Source organism: Alteromonas sp. 4NH20-0056 (genome assembly GCF_057539655.1).
This window is the reverse complement of record NZ_BAAJLS010000004.1, coordinates 67752-84298: the sequence shown is the minus strand read 5'-3', so window position 1 is coordinate 84298 and position 16547 is coordinate 67752. Positions and strand designations below refer to the sequence as shown.

The 16547-nt window shown below is 44.5% G+C and carries 17 protein-coding genes and 2 pseudogenes; 2 read left to right on the top strand and 17 right to left on the bottom strand.

Features of this window, described 5'->3' with window-relative positions:
• Positions 1 to 43: 43 nt before the first annotated feature.
• From tusA to rph, 3 genes are read right to left on the bottom strand one after another with little or no spacing between them, the layout of a single operon-like run.
• Positions 44 to 304 (bottom strand): sulfurtransferase TusA, encoded by a 261-nt coding sequence (gene tusA / locus AC27EZ_RS09015; RefSeq protein ID WP_487135011.1) that lies wholly within the window; start codon positions 302 to 304, stop codon positions 44 to 46.
• The gene (gene pyrE / locus AC27EZ_RS09010) at positions 294 to 935 is read right to left on the bottom strand and encodes an orotate phosphoribosyltransferase (RefSeq protein WP_487135010.1); all 642 of its coding nucleotides are present in this window, start codon (positions 933 to 935) and stop codon (positions 294 to 296) included. The genes tusA and pyrE overlap by 11 nt, the downstream gene beginning before the upstream one ends.
• Positions 936 to 944: 9 nt before the next feature.
• Entirely contained in the window at positions 945 to 1658 is a 714-nt protein-coding gene (gene rph, locus AC27EZ_RS09005) for a ribonuclease PH (protein ID WP_421132972.1), read from the bottom strand.
• A gap of 267 nt (positions 1659 to 1925) precedes the next feature.
• On the opposite strand from rph, the gene AC27EZ_RS09000 reads away from it, so the two are divergent.
• Positions 1926 to 2789, top strand: coding sequence for a YicC/YloC family endoribonuclease (locus AC27EZ_RS09000; RefSeq protein WP_487135009.1), 864 nt, complete (start codon positions 1926 to 1928; stop codon positions 2787 to 2789).
• Between the two features lie 139 nt (positions 2790 to 2928).
• Here AC27EZ_RS09000 and AC27EZ_RS08995 read toward each other — a convergent pair whose 3' ends face one another.
• From AC27EZ_RS08995 to AC27EZ_RS08985, 3 genes are all read right to left on the bottom strand, one after another.
• Positions 2929 to 3174, bottom strand: a complete 246-nt coding sequence (locus tag AC27EZ_RS08995; protein WP_421132982.1) for a DUF4282 domain-containing protein — start codon at positions 3172 to 3174, stop codon at positions 2929 to 2931.
• 214 nt (positions 3175 to 3388) lie between these two features.
• The gene (locus tag AC27EZ_RS08990; protein WP_487135008.1) at positions 3389 to 4342 is read right to left on the bottom strand and encodes a PA2778 family cysteine peptidase; all 954 of its coding nucleotides are present in this window, start codon (positions 4340 to 4342) and stop codon (positions 3389 to 3391) included.
• A gap of 4 nt (positions 4343 to 4346) precedes the next feature.
• A complete protein-coding gene (locus tag AC27EZ_RS08985; protein ID WP_487135007.1) occupies positions 4347 to 4727 on the bottom strand; it encodes a PA2779 family protein in 381 nt (126 codons plus the stop codon).
• A gap of 715 nt (positions 4728 to 5442) precedes the next feature.
• Between AC27EZ_RS08985 and AC27EZ_RS08980 the strand changes: the two genes are divergently transcribed.
• Positions 5443 to 5886: an SRPBCC family protein gene (locus AC27EZ_RS08980; protein ID WP_487135006.1), complete on the top strand. Its 444-nt coding sequence runs from the start codon at positions 5443 to 5445 to the stop codon at positions 5884 to 5886.
• 81 nt (positions 5887 to 5967) lie between these two features.
• Here the strand turns inward: AC27EZ_RS08980 and mobA are convergent, their stop codons facing one another.
• The 11 genes and pseudogenes from mobA to nirD form a co-directional block, all read right to left on the bottom strand.
• The gene (gene mobA, locus AC27EZ_RS08975; RefSeq protein ID WP_487135005.1) at positions 5968 to 6603 is read right to left on the bottom strand and encodes a molybdenum cofactor guanylyltransferase; all 636 of its coding nucleotides are present in this window, start codon (positions 6601 to 6603) and stop codon (positions 5968 to 5970) included.
• Positions 6604 to 6618: 15 nt separating this feature from the next.
• Positions 6619 to 7830 carry an alginate export family protein gene (locus AC27EZ_RS08970; RefSeq protein WP_487135004.1) on the bottom strand — a complete coding sequence of 404 codons (1212 nt, stop codon included), beginning with the start codon at positions 7828 to 7830 and terminating at the stop codon, positions 6619 to 6621.
• Between the two features lie 92 nt (positions 7831 to 7922).
• Complete coding sequence (locus AC27EZ_RS08965; RefSeq protein WP_487135003.1) at positions 7923 to 8771, bottom strand: ABC transporter ATP-binding protein; 849 nt, start codon at positions 8769 to 8771, stop codon at positions 7923 to 7925.
• A 29-nt stretch (positions 8772 to 8800) separates the two neighbouring features.
• Positions 8801 to 9727, bottom strand: a complete 927-nt coding sequence (locus AC27EZ_RS08960) for an ABC transporter permease (protein WP_487135274.1) — start codon at positions 9725 to 9727, stop codon at positions 8801 to 8803.
• A gap of 97 nt (positions 9728 to 9824) precedes the next feature.
• Complete coding sequence (locus AC27EZ_RS08955; RefSeq protein WP_487135273.1) at positions 9825 to 11150, bottom strand: CmpA/NrtA family ABC transporter substrate-binding protein; 1326 nt, start codon at positions 11148 to 11150, stop codon at positions 9825 to 9827.
• Positions 11151 to 11476: 326 nt separating this feature from the next.
• On the bottom strand, positions 11477 to 12496 hold the full coding sequence (locus AC27EZ_RS08950; protein ID WP_487135002.1) for a glycosyl transferase family protein: 1020 nt from the start codon (positions 12494 to 12496) through the stop codon (positions 11477 to 11479).
• The gene (gene cobA, locus AC27EZ_RS08945; protein WP_487135001.1) at positions 12477 to 13385 is read right to left on the bottom strand and encodes a uroporphyrinogen-III C-methyltransferase; all 909 of its coding nucleotides are present in this window, start codon (positions 13383 to 13385) and stop codon (positions 12477 to 12479) included. The genes AC27EZ_RS08950 and cobA overlap by 20 nt, the downstream gene beginning before the upstream one ends.
• Positions 13382 to 13627 (bottom strand): (2Fe-2S)-binding protein, encoded by a 246-nt coding sequence (locus tag AC27EZ_RS08940; RefSeq protein ID WP_487135272.1) that lies wholly within the window; start codon positions 13625 to 13627, stop codon positions 13382 to 13384. Before AC27EZ_RS08940 ends, cobA begins: the two co-directional genes overlap by 4 nt.
• Positions 13628 to 14038: 411 nt before the next feature.
• Positions 14039 to 14353, bottom strand: a pseudogene (locus AC27EZ_RS08935) (molybdopterin dinucleotide binding domain-containing protein); the annotation flags it as partial.
• 327 nt (positions 14354 to 14680) lie between these two features.
• Positions 14681 to 16162 (bottom strand): annotated as a pseudogene (locus tag AC27EZ_RS08930) (molybdopterin-dependent oxidoreductase); the annotation flags it as partial.
• Between the two features lie 23 nt (positions 16163 to 16185).
• Positions 16186 to 16542: a nitrite reductase small subunit NirD gene (nirD, locus tag AC27EZ_RS08925; protein WP_487135000.1), complete on the bottom strand. Its 357-nt coding sequence runs from the start codon at positions 16540 to 16542 to the stop codon at positions 16186 to 16188.
• Positions 16543 to 16547: the final 5 nt, after the last annotated feature.

Below are 16547 nucleotides of genomic sequence, written 5' to 3'. Positions count from 1 at the left end.
CGTGTCCGTTATGACTACTGGCGAAAGAATAATAAAAAGGCGCTTAATCGCGCCCTTTCTTAATAACGTACTGATAAGGCATGACATCGGTTTGTGACGCCACAAGCGTGTGTTCCATAAACCGACAGAAGCTGGGGATATCTCGTGCGGTTGAAGGGTCGTCAGCCGTTACCGACAGTATTTCACCATCGGCCAACTTGCGAATATTTAACCGCACCATCATTACAGGCTCTGGACAACGCAATCCTAGCGCGTCTAGATGGGTAGTCGCGCCGTTAAACGCCTCATCAAAACTAGATGCCATAGTTTTCACGGTATGTATTAATAGCTGCAACCTGCTCGGTGCTGTTACCCTGCTCTTCAAGGTAAGCAACAACATCTGCTAAGGTTACTATTGCAATAACCTGAGTACCAAAATCGCGTTCTACTTCTTGGATTGCTGATAACTCGCCTTTACCACGCTCTTGTCTATCAAGGGCAATAAGCACCCCCGATAATGATGCCTGCTGCTGTGCTATCAGAGTCATTGACTCTCGAATGGCCGTACCTGCGGTAATCACGTCATCAACGAGCATAACGCGCCCTTCTAGTGGGCTACCTACTAGCGTTCCACCTTCACCATGGGTTTTGGCTTCTTTGCGATTGAAGCAGTAAGGCGTGTCGATATCGTGATGGTCAGCTAATGCTACCGCTGTAGTAGTAGCAATAGGAATACCTTTATAGGCCGGGCCAAACAATACGTCGAATTCGACACCCGCATCAACCAATGCATTGGCATAGAAGCGACCAAGCTTCGCCAGGTCGCCGCCACGATTAAACAATCCAGCATTAAAAAAGTACGGGCTAACACGGCCCGACTTTAACGTAAATTCACCAAATTTGAGAACGCCACGCGCTATGGCAAATTCAATAAAGTCTCGTTGGAATGCTTTCATGTTTGCTCCTTACGCTAATGCTGCTTTTTGAATATCAAATAATTCACGTAAACCATGCTTCGCAATAGTTAACAGCTCATCTAATTCTTCAAACGAGAACGGTTCACCCTCGGCAGTACCTTGTACTTCAATCAGCTTGCCGGTTTCCGTCATGACAATATTCATGTCGGTTTCAGCTTCTGAGTCTTCGGTATATTCTAAATCAGCAATGGCCGTACCTTCATAAATGCCAACCGATAGCGCTGCAATCATATGCTTAAGCGGGTTCGCTTTTAAAATTCCTTTAGCGCGCATATAAGTAAGTGCATCAACTAAAGCAACACATGCGCCAGTAATTGAAGCAGTGCGTGTTCCGCCGTCGGCCTGAATAACATCACAATCTAGTGTAATGGTATTTTCTCCAAGCAGTTTAAGGTCTACCGCTGCGCGCAATGAGCGTGCAATTAAGCGTTGAATTTCAAGCGTACGGCCGCCTTGTTTGCCACGAGCAGCTTCACGGCCGCTTCGCGTATGCGTAGCACGAGGTAACATGCTGTATTCAGCCGTTATCCAGCCCTTTCCTTGCCCTTTCATAAAGCGAGGAACACCTTCTTCTACGGTTGCGTTACACAAAACCTTAGTGTTGCCGAACTCCACCAGCACCGAGCCTTCGGCGTGACAAGTAAACTGGCGAGTAATAGTAACTGGACGGATTTGACTGGCGGTTCTGCCGCTTGGACGCATAGTGTTCTCCACAACGTAAATGCATAAAAATAAGCACATCGAGCAACCATATTTATCGCTCAATAGCGTTTATTCGCTAGGGCGTTAAGTATAACCCACTAAGGCCGCCTGTTAAAAACGAACTTTCACCCTTTTCCTTTATCTGTTTTTGTTGAAACTACGCTACTATAGATAATGCAAGTTAGCGTGCCTTTCATTTTATTAGGTATACAACTCGCCATAGCGCGTTGTTTTTGCACGCTTTCAATTTTATAGATAAGGATAGTTATGATTTACAGCATGACCGCATTTTCCCGCGTAGAAACTAAAAAAGAGTGGGGCTCTGCCGTATGGGAAATTCGTTCAGTTAACCAACGTTTTTTAGAAACCTACTTCCGCTTGCCCGAACAGTTCCGTTCGCTAGAGCCTGTACTTCGCGAACGTTTTAGAAAAAAGCTAGCTAGAGGCAAGGTTGAATGTGCATTGCGATTTACCGCAAACGATGCAGCCGTCACCAAGTTAAGCTTAAACGAAGCACTTGCCAAACAAGTAATGCAAGCTGCTGATTGGGTGCAGTCGCAAGGACAATCTAGTGGTGTTAACCCACTTGACGTATTGCGCTGGCCTGGTGTTATTGCGGCAGAAGAAGCCGATATGGACACCATCCATGCCGACGTGATGACGGGGTTCGATCAAGCCCTAAACGACTTTATAAGTGCACGCGCAACCGAGGGTGATGCGCTTAAGGGCATGATTACTCAACGTTTAGATGCCATTGAAACCGAAGTTGCAAAAGTAGCAGCCCGAATGCCTGAAATAATGGTATGGCAGCGCGAAAAAGTGCAAACTCGTTTTGAAGAGGCAAAAGTAGAATTAGATGCCGGTCGCTTTGAACAAGAAATGATTATGCTAGCGCAAAAAGTTGATGTTGCCGAAGAGCTAGACCGCCTAAATACACACGTTAAAGAAACACGTAACATTTTGAAAAAGGGCGGGGCAGTAGGCCGCCGTTTAGATTTCATGATGCAAGAATTCAACCGTGAGTCGAATACGTTAGGGTCTAAATCAATCAGCACCGATATTACCCAGTCAGCGGTTGAGCTTAAGGTATTGATTGAGCAAATGCGCGAGCAGATCCAGAATATTGAGTAATTTGCTACTGCACGCAGTAATACCGACAAAGCCCAGTACTTCTGGGCTTTTGTGTTTTTAATCTCTAAGATTTTTAACGATTAAGGCAGTCGTTTTTATCGAGGGTGCTGCGTACAGCAGCACCTTTTAAATACTTAAATTATTCTTTGTTAGCAATTTTCTGAAGGTTACTGTGAATTTTGAACAGTACGATAAGCAGTTCGCACCAGATTCTGGCGCCAATACAGCCTGACACAATAATAAATAGACCGTAAATAAAGTTTGAGTCGTACCCTACAAACATTGTCGTTACGCCACTTATTACCGAACCTAGAAGCAACAGCCAGTAGACAAAAGTGATAATTTTAGGCGTTAGCATTGAGTCGAAGAAAAAAATATCTTTCATAATCATTCCTTGATGAAGTTTGCAGGTAGCAAGCTTTAATCTTAATGCCGCATCCTGCGACAAACTTCTTGTTGTTATCGTTGATTTATTATTTGTGAGTATTGTGAAGAAGCTCACCAAGATAGTATAAACACCGAAAGATAAGTAACACAATGCTCTGTTATAAAAGAAATATTAACGCTATTTGTGCAAGTTTGGCTACCCTGTATTCGTGTTACGCGGTTTTATCTGGCAAATTCGTTACGCCTTCTTTTTTGGCTAACGCCAATAACGCTTTGTTATTCGGGAAACGCGTTATTGCGTCGATTAACAGTGCTTTTGCTCTCGACGTATCATCCATTTCGTATAACAAGACAATAAAGTTATGAAGGTATGCAGGTTCGTTTTGGCCCGCATCTAACCCTTTTTCAAACCATTGAAGCGCCTTTGATTCATCGGTTTTCATGAAGTGATTAGCCAGTAAAAAGTAAGCCAACCATTGCGTAGGCCACTGTTTTGTTGCGGTGTCTAAAAATGCCAGCGCACGCGACTCATCGCCCACCTTCAACATGTCATAGGCTGCGCTCGTATAGGTGAATGGCACCATTTCTGACGATGTAACGCCAGGTGGAACGGGTGCTAGATACCAATAATTGCCTCGTGCCCATGTACGCTCAAACAGCTCAAATGACATGTCGTGGTCTGGGGTAACCCCCGTATGCAGCGTTACTGTGCCCTTTTCGCTATCAAAACCTGTTACTACCGCATAATGCCATTGCGGTAACAATTGAATAGAGAGGTTTTGGAAAACTATAACGGGAATGTCATCGCTAACTAATGCCATGATAGATGAAAGCGTTCCGCGGGCCGTATAAGGCAAAAAGCTATACTGGCGGGTTGCCGTTATCATTTCTAGTTGTAAGCTTCCATCCTTGTCAGGGATAAACATCTTAGGCGCAATATCGTTGGGAGATATATCGCTTCCGTAGAAGCCAAAGACTTCAGACAGAGTTGTCGGCCCACAGTAAAATTGCTCTTGCGGATAAAAAGGAACATGGGCAATGGTATGAGATGGTGGGAGCGACGCTAATCCTTGTTGCCGTAATCGGTCTGCTTGTGGCGTACCTTGGCAGCCTACCAGCAACAAAAAGCCTGCTAGTAAGCAGGCTTTCTTAAAAATCATTTCCATTTAATCAATTACTTACTGGACGTATAAAGGGGTATACATCGGTTACGCCTGCCAAATCAAGAATGGCAATAACCGCAAGCACCGTTAGTACAGCACCCACAATACCGCCTGCAGGAGCTTGATTGATTTCATTATTTAGCTGAGCTATTTCGCTATCCGTCATTGCGTTTATACGAGCAACAGCATCGTTACTGTTCACTCCTAAGCTCATCAGCTTATTTTGCACATCTGCTCGGTTTACCATATCGATAAGCTGCGTTTTATTGTACTGCGCCACTTGGGTTTGCATTACAGTATCTGAGCTAATTGCCTCGGCATGAACACTGCCGGCCACTAAAACGCCAGCTGAAAGACAACCAATTAATGTTGATTTGATAAGCTTCATTGTATTTCCCTTGTTGTTACCATAACGTAAACCATAAGCGACATGGTCGTCTTGTTTGCATTATGTTGTTTTGCAAAGATGTGCAGCGTGAAACTCGTTCAATAGGATATGGGTTCAATACGCATATTCCCGCCACCATCTTTGCTTTTATCTTAAGTCACACTTAGCTTTTGCAAAGTTAACGCCAATCTGTTTTTCGATATTTATAAAATTGAAAAAGCTATTATGTCGCGGCAACAGCGTTAACCCCTAGAAGGTAGGTTCATCTATCAATATAGGCGATTTTTTCTAGTAATGAAACAAACGAACTGCTCCAGTACACCCTGGTCACAAAAACACTTTTAACTATTGTTTTTATTGAATTTTTACTTCACAAAACCCAATAAAGTCGAGCGTTTTTTTATCGCTACCGGTACCGACATAGATGAAAGAAGCGGAAAAACGTAGTCATGCAATAACGCTACTTTAAAACGTTAGCAAGCTGATGCATGTACATATTTATTGCTGCGCTACATGACGCTATCTAAATACACATTCGGGAATAATGTTCCATATTGCGTAATATTTTCTTAATAGGCCGCAAGGTAAAAAAAGCACAAGATAACCGCGTTTATTGCCTATAGTTGCAGATAAGAAGAGTTTATTTGAGCTACAAAATGTTTGCTCTATAGTAACTCGAAAACCACGTCGTCGTGTTTATGTAAATGGGGTAAGAATGTTTTCAATTCATGTAGAAAGAACGATAGATAAGCCAATAGAAACCGTTTTCGCTGCGCTTAGCGATCATGCCAATTATGCCCAATTTAAAGGGATAGATGAGGCTAATTTATTGGTAGAAGGCAAGAACGAAAAGAATGGTTTAGGTGCCGTACGCGAGATTATTGCTGGTGGCGCAAATCTGCATGAAGAAATTGTTGCCTTCGAACCGCCGTACAAGTTGGGGTATAAAGTAGTAAAGTCTTCCCCTCTTCCTTACGACCACCGCTTAGGCGAAATCACGCTTAAAGAACAAGACGGCAAAACGCATGTCACATGGCGCTCGCAAGGCCACATCACTATATTTCTTTTAGGTACGCTTTATTTCGATAAACAAATTCAAAAGAACGGCGGACGAGCCTTTGGCAGTATTCTTAAACAGATTGGCAATATGCCGGCTTAGCTTGCGTAAAACACAGGTAGCAAAAGCACACTGCACTGGGATTAAGTATTTACATATTCACTTAGCTCCTTGTGCGCGTTGCTACGCTAACCGAGTATTATGGTTTTCCTTTATCGCGCCGCCAGTCGCCTTTATTAATTCTACAGGGCTATTAATGTTAGCAAGTTCACGCAGCTCACCGCTAAAGGTTACACTTTTAGCATTTATCGCGTGAAGCACATTGCGAACAGACGGCGATGGATATGCTTCAGACACTCCTTTTAGTCTCTGTGCCATTTCTACTGACCACGGCGTAACAAAGGGTAGATAATGTTCTTTAAAATAAAACGCCTGTCGATTTTTTCTCGCTAAATGCAGCAGCTTTCTTAAGCTGGCTGAGGTCAAAAAGGGCATATCGACTGGCATGAACAGGGCATAATTATTACTTTCAGCGTTTACGGTGCTCGGCGTTAGTAGAACGTCACAAATGGCTCGTGCGGGCCCAAGCCCTTTGTTTTTTTCATTTATATCAGCATATTGTCCGCCCACAACAAACCGTTGGTGTATCTGCGCCTTGTGCAGCACAGAGTGGGCAATTTGTAACATCGTTTGCCCACCTACCGATACCATCGCCTTATCTCTACCCATACGTGAAGAGCGTCCACCAGCCAAAATAAATCCAATACATTGTTGGTGCGGCAGATGCTCAACGCGAACACTATTTGATATCACCTTCATAACTGGGGGTTACCCTTAAAACTTGGTTGATATCCATAGCCAAACCCGATCGGTGTCTACACTAAAGTCTTCTGCAGAGTAATTTGCGTATTTCACGCCAAGATTAAATCTTTCTGCCACTTTTGTGGTGTACAACAAATTAAATTCATTACCGTAATCGTCTAGCGTTGACGATGACTCATCAGCATCAAATTGATGATATATCGCAGTCCATTTGCCACCGGCAAACTTAGCGGAAATCGAGGCAGAGAAATCTTTTAACCCTTGCGCTGGTGTTCCTAAAAATTGATCTGACCAGCCATTGAATTTATGCAGTGTTGCTAGTGGCGTTGCAAAGCCATAATTACCATCATCAGACCCCAACACTTCATAGCCCAATTTTGTGGTTATACCAGATACAACTGCGCCAGCTTCTAGTAACGTATAATTTGCGTCATAATCGGTTGTTGCGTTTTCGGCAGTTTGTTTAGCAAACTCTGCGGTGTACAACCACTTCACAGAATCAGTGGTATAAGCCCCTGCATAGCGTATACCGTACGTATCTAGTGCATTTTCAGTGCCATTGTCTATTTCTAGCAAGTAAGCATAGGTCGTTAATTTCCCCAAGTCCGTGCTATAGCTTAGGTTCAAAAAATGATCCTTTGCATCAAAGTCGGCAGCCTCGGCAAAAATACGATTGCGCTGGTTTACATAAGCATAAAACGCGTTTATTTTTTCGCTTATATTGTAATTCACAGATATCCCATCAAAGGTTTGACGGTCTTGACGCCACGCTACGCTACCAATGAAACGGTGCGTATCAAGTGCAATCACCTGCCGTCCTAGCTTAACTTTTAGCTTATCGGTTCTATATTGAACATAAGCTTGATCAAGCTCGGTAGTTTCAGGGTCAGCGATAACCGAATACTCACCAAGGTTATAACCTGTAGGCCCTACCGTGTAATCACCTTGCCCTAACACAATTCTGCTGTCTTCCATCTCTACCTTGAACGAAAACCCGTTATACTCACCCGACTCTATACCGGCGAAGGTACGAAGAGTAAGGCCATTAGCGTCTTTTAGTGCGTTGTCTTGTGAAGCGCCTTCATAGCGTAGGTAAAAATCTGCACTGGCTTTTATATCTGATAATGCATCGTACCAATCTGCCGCTTGAGCCATAGGAGATAGCGCTGCCGTAATACCCAGCGTGAGTACCGTTCGGTTAAAGAATATTGCTACTTTTTTCATAGTGAATTCCTAAATTTTGCGTGAGAAAACCTAACCCGGCCGTAAAACGTCGAGTAACTTTTGTGTTTTTATTTGTTATTACTTTTTAAGTGCTAAGCAGCGTCAATATTCTTTGATGCGTTCTTTTTTGCCGTTTTTTTATAGGTTGAAACCGGTTCTATCTTCTTTTGTTTTTCGTATAAGAAGGTCAATACTTGATGCCGGTAATGGTTATATTCTGTGTTATCCGCTAACACTAAACGGTCTCGCGGACGAGCCAAATTTACGTCGAGGATTTCGCCAATAGTAGCGGCAGGGCCATTTGTCATCATTACGATGCGGTCTGACAGTAGCACTGCCTCATCTACATCGTGGGTAATCATAATAACCGTGTTTCCAAGCTCTGCATGAATAGCCATTAATGAATCTTGTAAGTGCGCGCGAGTAAGTGCATCTAAAGCGCCGAATGGTTCATCCATCAATAGCACTTTTGGCTCCATTGCAAGCGCTCTTGCTATACCAACACGCTGTTTCATACCGCCAGATATTTCAGAAGGTAGTTTATCGAGTGCATGTGTCATGTGGACTAATTCAAGGTTATGCAAAATCCAGTCGCGCATTTCTTTTTTCGATTTAGCTTTTTGGGTTTGCTTAACTGCCAACTCAACATTCTTGTAAACCGACAACCATGGCAACAACGAATGATTCTGGAAGACAACTGCACGCTCAGGTCCAGGTTCCTTTACCTCACTCCCATCTAAAATCACGCCACCGTTCGTTGCCTGGTGTAAGCCTGCAACAATGTTTAATACCGTTGATTTGCCGCATCCAGAATGCCCAATAAGTGAAATGAATTCGCCTTTTTTAATTTTCAGATTAACATCAGTGAGTGCAGTGAAAGGCCCTTTCGGCGTTGGAAAATCAATACCTACCTGCGACAACTCTAAATGTTTTTTTTGCATGATAAATTCCTTATTCTGATTTCACTTTTTTATCGCAATACCGAGTTTTTATCCCAACTAGCAACGCGTTGAACAGCTAACATCAAGCGGTCTAGCATGAAACCAATAATACCGATGGTGATCACCGCTACCATAATTCTGGCTAATGATTCAGAACTACCATTTTGGAATTCGTCCCATACAAACTTCCCAAGCCCTGGGTTTTGTGCCAACATTTCAGCGGCAATCAACACCATCCATCCAATGCCTAGTGACAAACGCAAACCGGTAAAAATCATAGGAATAGAAGCAGGTAGAACGATTTTTTGTACGTGCTTTAGGGGCGTTAATCGCAATACTTTACTAACGTTCACTAAATCTGAATCGATATTCGATACTCCTACGGCGGTGTTAACTAGTGTTGGCCAAAGGCAGCACAGCGACACCGTTACTGCTGAGGTGATAAACGACTTAGAAAACATCGGGTCATCGCTGACATAAAGCGCGCTGACAACCATTGTTACCAATGGTAACCAGGCCAAGGGAGAAACAGGTTTAAATATTTGAATCAGCGGGTTAATCGCGGAATACGCTGACTTACTAAGCCCGCAAAGTATCCCAACAGGAACCGCGATAACGCTAGCAATAAAAAACCCCACCATTACCGTGTATAGACTGGTCCAAATTTGATCAAAGAAAGTGGGAGCACCTGTAAACTCTCGGACTTTGGGCACATAACTTTCATCTTGCGAGATGCGTTGTGCATTTCGGGTTTCTTGGCGTTCATAAAATGCCGCCGCTTTTTCTCGCTGAGCACTATGCTCAGCGATAAGCGTTACACTTTGCTCCCATACTTGCGCTGGCCCAGGAAATTGCCCTAGTGAAGTATCAATCGATTTCGCTACGCCATTCCACACAGCTAAAAATAATAGAATACCAACCAATGGCATGAGTAGCTTAGGTAGCATTGAAGCCATACTTGTGAACCTATTTTTTCCGTCCAATTGGCCAATTTGGCTTATCGTTTGTATCGATTTACTCATCGTATTGCCTCTTCCTCGTCAATCGGCGCGCCTAGAGCACCGCGTCGCCTTTTAGTCCAATTGAAAACTGTTCGAGATAAGCATTTGGCTGAGAACCATCAAAGGTTACGTTATCGATGAACTCAGTTTGCGGTGGTTTAAATCCGGTTTCAGAATCAAAGTCAGGAAAATCTTTAGGTTGAGCGAGCCCATCTTCTATAAGCGCTTTCGCTGCCATTGTGTAAATGTCTGGACGATACACGTTTTTCGCCGTTTCTATGTACCAATTATCTGACTTAGGTTCAGCGATTTGGCCCCAACGGCGCATTTGTGTTAAATACCAAATAGCATCGCTGTAGTAGGGGTAGGTAGCGTTGTGGCGGAAAAATACATTAAAGTCGGGAATATCACGTTTATCGCCTTTTTCGTATTCGAAGGTGCCTGTCATACTATTTGCAATGACTTCCTCATCTGCACCAACATAGCTGCTATTTGATAAGATTTTTACGGCTTCGGGCCGGTTAGCATTATTGTTAGCATCAAGCCACATTGCTGCGCGGATCATCGCTTTTACCACACGAATGTGAGTATTTGGGTTTTCTTCAGCCCACTGGCTACTTACGCCAAATACTTTTTCTGGGTTGTTTTTCCAAATTTCGTAGTCAGTAATAACCGGCACACCTATGCCTTTAAATACCGCCTGTTGGTTCCATGGCTCGCCTACGCAATAACCGTAGATAGTGCCGGCTTCCATCGTCGCAGGCATTTGAGGGGGGGGCGTTACAGACAAGAGTGCTTGCGCATCGATTTGGCCTGATGTGTCACCTTTGTGCGGTGCATAATATCCCGGGTGAATGCCCCCTGCTGCTAACCAGTAACGAAGTTCATAGTTATGAGTAGAAACAGGAAAAACCATGCCCATTTTAAAGGGCTTACCAGCATTTTTGTAACTATCTACAACCGGTTTAAGGTAATCGGCTTTGATAGGATGGATTGGTTTGCCATCTTCATGTGGGATGTTCTTTTTCATCTCAGCCCACACATCGTTCGAGACAGTAATACCATTGCCGTTTAAATCCATGCTAAAAGCGGTAACAATATGCGACTGCGTTCCAAAACCAATGGTGGCACCAAGAGGTTGGCCTGCTAGCATATGCGCTCCATCAAGCTGTCCATCAATAACTCTGTCTAGCAGCACTTTCCAGTTGGCCTGAGCTTCAAGGGTCACATAAAGCCCTTCATCTTCGAAATAGCCTTTTTCATAAGCAACAGCAAGCGGTGCCATATCGGTTAATTTAATAAACCCAATTTTTAGCTCCTCTTTCTCTGGCCATCCAAGTTCTTTGGCATTAACCATGGTTACCGATGTCGTCAACATTGCAGCAATAATGCTGATTGTGCCTACTACTTTTTCAAGCTTTTTGTTTAATGTACTAGATAACATTTACTTTCCTTTAGCCAAAAAAAAACCCAACAGCCTGTAATGACGATGTCATCGTGGGCTGGTGGGCTTCGTTGCCGTATGTTCTGCCGGAATACCAAGCGGACAGAGCAAAAATATATTACCCCATATTAGCAGGGCTAGATTGCGCGTTAACTTATTGCGTTACTAAATATACATACATAATCAATGCCAAAATTAAATTGCATAAATTTCATAAACTTACTAAAAAAAGAAGAGTAACCATCCTGTGTTGTGTATCACTATAGTGCGTTAATTGCGCAATTATTGTGCGCAACGCAGAAGGGTAATTCACTCTGGTTACGTTCATTCCACCATTGTTCGGCTTGTCTGAGCCCTTCTGGTAGCGAGCAGCTTTCTATCAACATAATATAACTCGCTAATGTGGCGGTAATGGCCTGCTCTGCATAATCATGACGTTGTTCACCATGCCACACCGCTAACATAGTCCCCGTAGTGAAACTACACTCCTTCATTGTCCAACTCTCTGCTTCAGGCATTACAATGTGCTCTGTTATGCCCTCACGCGTGATAAAAAGATTAGTATTTCTGTCACGGTTTATTTCTGGGTCGCCACCATCACCACGAAACACTAAAGAGTGTTGTGCTAGCGTTTTGTTAACCTCTGCATGACGCTCGTCTAGATGGGTATGATAGACACCTTGCACCGCAAAGGGTGCTGCACTTGGGTTTAATAACCGCGCTAATGTATTCGCACAGGAACGCAACCCAAACAATTCGCGTAGTTTTATGATTCGAGAGAGCGGAGAGAGCACAACGTCTAAATCAAGGTAGCACGCACGATAAGAGTCCATATGCGTTGAGGCCTCACCAATCGATTGTGCCAGTGGCAAACCCAAATCAGCCAATGCATGGCTGGCATAAAAGCGCTGTGAGCCAGGTTCAGAGGTTCCATGTAAGAAAACGCGGTGGCCATGTTGCGCTAACAGCGCCACACTTAACAAATACCAAGGTAACTGACGTCGTTTACCCGCATAGCATCCAATATCAACAGTAGCATTCCATGAAGTATTGTTATTATATAAACGTTCTCGACAGGCTTTGGTAAAACCACTGAGCTCATTAACCGATTCTTCTTGCATACGAAGTAACATGAGAAACGCACCAGCTTGTTCAGGGGCTATTTGCTCATCAAGCAATTGAGACATGGCATCATACGCCTCATCAAAAGTTAAGTGACGATGACCCCGTTTGCCCTTACCGATGGCTTGAATATAATGACTAAATGGTGCTTTTTGCATGTGGTTGGCTTATCAGTTCGAGTGCTACGGGCTGACGTGCTGTTACGACATGACCAATAATGACCAACGCCGGCCCAGTAAATTCAGCCTCTGCTACGCATTTAAATATGCTTTTGATTGTACCTGCAACTACCCGTTGCTGACTACAACATGCATTTTCTATTACGGCGACTGGCATCGCACTATCTATACCTTCGTTGATAAGTTTTTCAGAGAGCTGCTGCAACCGTTTAAGCCCCATGTAAATAACGGTTGTTTCATGTTTTGCACTGTAAGCAATAGCGGCCCAATCGGCCTGCTTTTCTGGGTTTTGAAATTGCGCGGTCATAAATTTTACCGACTGGGCAAATCGTCTATCGGTAAGGGGAATACCCGTATAGGCAGAGGCGCCAGAGGCCGCTGTAATGCCCGGCACAATGGCAAACTTGATACCTGCATTGTGAAGCGCTGTCGTCTCTTCACTCGTACGCGCAAAAATGGCAGGGTCGCCGCCTTTTAGTCGCACTACTCGCTTGCCTTCAAGGCCAAGTTCAACCAATCGCTGGCAAATCATGGCTTGTGGCATGCTGTGTTTACCGCACCGCTTACCCACAAACTCTTTACTTATATGCCGTGGTATACAGTCTAATACTGACTGGCTAACCAACCAATCAAACAATACCACATCGGCAGTTTGTAAAAGGCGGTGCGCTTTAAGGGTTAAAAGCTCGGCATCACCGGGTCCGGCACCAACGATAAACACCTCGCCCTCGGCCATATTTTTTCTACCATTTCGCGTACTAGGTGGCGTAGTCGAGTCAATACGTGTATCGCGGTTAACAAACGCGCTTTGAATACGAAATAGGGCGCTATGTAAAGCACCAGAGAAAGCATGTAATCGAGCGTTCATAATAGGGTTTCCTCTGTCACCGATGTATTTGCAGGTGCGCTATCATTGTCAGATATAGAGAGCGTGCTGGCTTTGTTGTTAGCAGAAAGCAATGACGCCAACTCCGTTTTACATGAACCGCAGTTAGTTCCACATTTAAGTGCAGCACCTAAGCCGCTAACACTGTTATTACCTTGCTCAATGGCTGTAGTAATGGTTTTTTCTCGCACGCTAAAACAACTGCATACAATCTTACCTAACATAAAAGCTTCGTCGGGTTGCTGGTGTAATAAGCTGTTTATTTGTGCCTGAGTAAGCGCATGGTCGCTGTCGAATAAATTTTCTAGCCACTCGGTAGGAATAGATAACGACGTTGTATTGAGCAAAATGCTCAATACCATTTTTCCATTCCGTGTGGCGACTAAAGTGCTTTGCTTTTCACATTGAAAGGTATACCACTGGGTATGTTGTGGCAGCAGCGGCATAATTTTATTTAATAACGGCATTGGAGAGATAATGTCGGCAATTTGGGTATACGCTGTAATGCCTGATGTGGTATCGAGCCAGTAAAAACATGACGTTTTTATAGCATCAACCAAAGCGCTTTCACCAAAAAGGATACCCTTTGTGGCAGCGTTAAACAAAGTTGCGCTGACCGCGCCGTGCTTCAACTCAGGCTGACCTGATAGTGCATCGTTTGCCCCGTTAAGAAGTGCACCCACTTTGCAATGCGACCCCCACGTGGCCGACCAATGAAAAGGGGCGAACAACTCGCCAACTCGCTGCCTATCATCCAGCTTGGCAGGTAATATTACCTTGATACTGTCACTGCAAGCCGCGTGAAGTTCAACGAGCGAACCCTCGCTAATACCTTTTAGTTTTGCGTCATAAGGATGAATACTTAGCCAGGGTCGATCGATATGTTTAAGTAACCGCGACGCGTTGCCAGTGCGCGTCATGGTGTGCCACTGATCGCGCACCCGCCCTGTATTAAGAATATAAGGGTACTGCGTGCTGGTTTGTTGTTCAGGTTTTTGAGGCGTTATTGCCATAAAACGGGCTTTGCCGTCTTTGGTGTAATACTCACCATTTGAAAATAATCGCTCGCGGCCTATGCGGTGTGCCGATTCAAGGGGCCATTGCTGAGGCCGCAACGCGTCATACTCAGCTACCGTTAAATTGGCAAGCGGGCCTAAATCAAGCGCACGACTACCATTATTATTCGCAGAGGTTAACGCGCAGTGCTCGTTAAAGATTTGCTGCGGATGATGGTAATTAAAGGCATCGTTAAACCCCATGGCACGGGCTACCATACTGATGATTTGCCAGTCGTGTTTTGCCTCGCCAATAGGGGCTAGTAAGCCGCGCTGTCTTGAGATGCGTCGCTCGGAATTAGTTACGGTGCCGTTTTTTTCAGACCACCCCGTGGCGGGCAATACAATATCAGCAAAGCGCAGCGTATCATTCTTAGCCGCAGTCTCAGACACAATCACTAATTCACAATGGGTCAGTGCTTTTTCAACCAGAGCTCTATTTGGCATGCTTGCTACGGGATTGGTTGCCATTATCCACAAGCATTTGAGTTTGCCATCGGCGGCAGCCTGAAACATATCAACTGCTTTTAAGCCCGGCTTTGTCACTAAATTTGGCGCCTGCCAAAACGACCTTACCGTATGGTGGTGCTCAGGGTTTTCAATATCCATATGCGCCGCCAGCATAGTAGATAAACCACCGACTTCTCGCCCGCCCATTGCGTTGGGTTGGCCGGTAATTGAAAACGGACCACACCCCTCTCGGCCTATTTTACCGCTGGCCAAGTGGCAGTTGATAATCGCATTTCCTTTATCCACACCAGTGGTAGACTGATTAATCCCCATCGAAAAGAAGCTGATAACTCGCGGCAATTCAGCAAACCAGCTAAACAGGGTTTTTAAGTGCTCTTGCGGTACATCGCATGCGTCAGAAACGTTTGCCAGTGGCCACTGTGACGCAGCATCTAGTGCATCATCAAAGCCTTTTGTAGATGCTTCAATGAATGGCTTATCTAAGGCGTTATTGTTTGCTAAGTAATGCAGCAAACCACAAAATAAGGCGCTGTCGGAGCCTGGCCGAAGGGCTATATGTAGGTCGGCTAACGTATTGCTGTCGGTGCGACGAGGGTCGATGATGACAACCTTCATTGCAGGGTTTCTAAGCTTAGCACGCTCAATGCGCTGATAAAGTACAGGGTGTGTCCACGCCGCATTGCTGCCTATCAAAATCAGTAAGTCAGTATGCTCTAAATCGTCGTAGTTACAGGGCACAATATCTTCACCAAAGGCGCGCTTATAGGCCACTACCGCCGATGACATACATAATCTTGAATTTGTGTCGATATTCGCCGTGCCAATAAAGCCTTTCATCAACTTATTGGCCACGTAGTAATCTTCTGTCAACAACTGCCCCGAGCCATACAATCCAATAGCATCAGGCCCATGCTTTTCAATAATCTGCCTTAAACGCCCAGCAATCTCGTTAGTTGCCGTGTCCCATGTAGCTACTTGACCAAAAACAAGAGGTTGAGTTAAGCGTTTGTGCTTATCAAGGGTTTCTAATAAGTGGGTGCCCTTAATACACAGTCGGCCGTAATTCGCAGGGTGTTCAGGGCTTCCCGTAAGTTGGCTTAACTGCCCTTGCATACCACCACGCTGAATAACATCGACACCACACCCAACACCACAATATGGACACGTAGTTTGCAGCAACCTGTCGTCTTGACAAGGGTGGTTGGGTAGTGTGGCTGTTGGTGTTGTAGTCATAATTAATCTAATTCGCTAATGTGCTATAACGTCGCGATAAAAACACGGTTTTGATCAACCCGAACTTCATATGATTGTATGCTGACATCATCTCGTTCTAAGCATTGTCCCGTGGCAAGTACGTAATGCTCTTTGTACAGTGGCGATGCCACTACAATATTGCCCTGTAAAGTGCCCACAATACCGCGATACAAAACGTTAGCTTGCCCAATCGGATCCCAATTACTAACACCAAAATATTGGGTGTTACCCTCAATCTGAATTTTAAAAAGGGCTATTTGCTTGCCCTCAAGCAGCACGCACACCCCACTATTTGTGACAAGATCGTCGGTATGACACACATCGTTCCACGTTGTTAATACCTCAGCCTGAGCCTGCATAAATT

Excerpts from the sequence above, each read along its gene's own strand:
- tusA (WP_487135011.1), bottom strand. The coding sequence starts at position 304 with ATGGCATCTAGTTTTGATGAGGCGTTTAACGGCGCGACTACCCATCTA.
- pyrE (WP_487135010.1), bottom strand. The coding sequence starts at position 935 with ATGAAAGCATTCCAACGAGACTTTATTGAATTTGCCATAGCGCGTGGC.
- rph (WP_421132972.1), bottom strand. The coding sequence starts at position 1,658 with ATGCGTCCAAGCGGCAGAACCGCCAGTCAAATCCGTCCAGTTACTATT.
- AC27EZ_RS09000 (WP_487135009.1), top strand. The coding sequence starts at position 1,926 with ATGATTTACAGCATGACCGCATTTTCCCGCGTAGAAACTAAAAAAGAG.
- AC27EZ_RS08995 (WP_421132982.1), bottom strand. The coding sequence starts at position 3,174 with ATGAAAGATATTTTTTTCTTCGACTCAATGCTAACGCCTAAAATTATC.
- AC27EZ_RS08990 (WP_487135008.1), bottom strand. The coding sequence starts at position 4,342 with ATGGAAATGATTTTTAAGAAAGCCTGCTTACTAGCAGGCTTTTTGTTG.
- AC27EZ_RS08985 (WP_487135007.1), bottom strand. The coding sequence starts at position 4,727 with ATGAAGCTTATCAAATCAACATTAATTGGTTGTCTTTCAGCTGGCGTT.
- AC27EZ_RS08980 (WP_487135006.1), top strand. The coding sequence starts at position 5,443 with ATGTTTTCAATTCATGTAGAAAGAACGATAGATAAGCCAATAGAAACC.
- mobA (WP_487135005.1), bottom strand. The coding sequence starts at position 6,603 with ATGAAGGTGATATCAAATAGTGTTCGCGTTGAGCATCTGCCGCACCAA.
- AC27EZ_RS08970 (WP_487135004.1), bottom strand. The coding sequence starts at position 7,830 with ATGAAAAAAGTAGCAATATTCTTTAACCGAACGGTACTCACGCTGGGT.
- AC27EZ_RS08965 (WP_487135003.1), bottom strand. The coding sequence starts at position 8,771 with ATGCAAAAAAAACATTTAGAGTTGTCGCAGGTAGGTATTGATTTTCCA.
- AC27EZ_RS08960 (WP_487135274.1), bottom strand. The coding sequence starts at position 9,727 with ATGGCTTCAATGCTACCTAAGCTACTCATGCCATTGGTTGGTATTCTA.
- AC27EZ_RS08955 (WP_487135273.1), bottom strand. The coding sequence starts at position 11,150 with ATGTTGACGACATCGGTAACCATGGTTAATGCCAAAGAACTTGGATGG.
- AC27EZ_RS08950 (WP_487135002.1), bottom strand. The coding sequence starts at position 12,496 with ATGCAAAAAGCACCATTTAGTCATTATATTCAAGCCATCGGTAAGGGC.
- cobA (WP_487135001.1), bottom strand. The coding sequence starts at position 13,385 with ATGAACGCTCGATTACATGCTTTCTCTGGTGCTTTACATAGCGCCCTA.
- AC27EZ_RS08940 (WP_487135272.1), bottom strand. The coding sequence starts at position 13,627 with ATGTTAGGTAAGATTGTATGCAGTTGTTTTAGCGTGCGAGAAAAAACC.
- nirD (WP_487135000.1), bottom strand. The coding sequence starts at position 16,542 with ATGCAGGCTCAGGCTGAGGTATTAACAACGTGGAACGATGTGTGTCAT.